Origin of the sequence: Tepidiforma sp., from assembly GCF_026419595.1 — a bacterium.
GTDB lineage: Bacteria > Chloroflexota > Dehalococcoidia > Tepidiformales > Tepidiformaceae > Tepidiforma.
On sequence record NZ_JANZZD010000071.1, the window covers coordinates 1 to 1,031 of the forward strand.

1 protein-coding gene is annotated in these 1,031 nt (G+C 72.8%); it reads right to left on the reverse strand.

Going from position 1 to position 1,031, the window contains the following annotated elements:
• Positions 1 to 26: 26 nt before the first annotated feature.
• Positions 27 to 1,031: dihydroorotase (locus N2041_RS14350; protein WP_297679262.1), on the reverse strand; the 1,005-nt coding region annotated here is incomplete at its 5' end.

A 1,031-nucleotide genomic window follows, 5' to 3' on the forward strand; every position in this document is an offset into this window, starting at 1 on the left:
TCCCGTCGGCGAGGACGAGCCAGGCATCAGACATGCGCACCCTCCCGCTCCCATGCGAGCGTTCCATCGAAGATGACCGCCCGGACGGCCCCGCGGAGGCGCCTCCCGGCGAGCGGTGTGTTCTTGCCTTTCGAAGCCCAGCGCACGGGGTCGATGGTGACATCAGCGGCCGGGTCGAGGATGACGAGGTCGCGCGAGACGCCGGGTTCGAGCCGCCCGGCCCCCGGGATGCGCCGGTCGATGCCGAAGCAGGCGGCCGGGGCGCTGGTGAGCGCCTCGACCATCCGTTCGAGCCGCAGCTCCCCGCGCGCGGCGAGCGTGAGCAGCGACGACACCGCCGATTCGAAGCAGCTGATGCCGAAGGCGGCATCTTCGAACTCGACCAGCTTGTCCTCGATGGCGTGCGGGGCGTGGTCGGTCGCGATGGCATCGATGATGCCGGCGTCGAGCGCGGCGAGGAGCGCCCGGCGGTCGGCTTCGGTCCGGAGCGGCGGGTTGATTTTCGCGTTCGTGTCGTAGGCGGGTTCCGGGCCGCCGCCGGCCACGGCATCCTCGGTGAGGAAGAGGTGGCTCGGGGTGACCTCGCAGGTGACGGGCACGCCGCGCTGCTTGGCTTCAGCGATGAGGTCGACGCCGCGGGCGGTCGTGACGTGGGCGATGTGGAGGCGCGCGCCGGTTGCCGCCGCCAGTTCGATGTTCCGGGCGATGGCGGCAGCCTCGGCCGCGGCCGGCTGGCCGCTCAATCCGAGCCGCTCGCTCACCGCGCCTTCGTTCATCGCCCCGCCGGCGTGCATCTCGGGGCTGTCGCAGTGCTCGGAGATGGGCAGGCCGAGCGCCCCGGCGAGCGCGAGCGCGTTCCGCATCAGCCGGGGGTCGGCGACCGGGCTGCCGTCGTCGCTGAAGGCGATGACGCCGCCGGCCGCCAGCTCGGCGAGCTCGGCAAGCTCCCGTCCCTCCCGCCCGCGGGTGATGCAGCCGATGGGCAGGATGCGGACGCGGCCGTCACGGCGGAACCGCTCGAGGATGCTTTC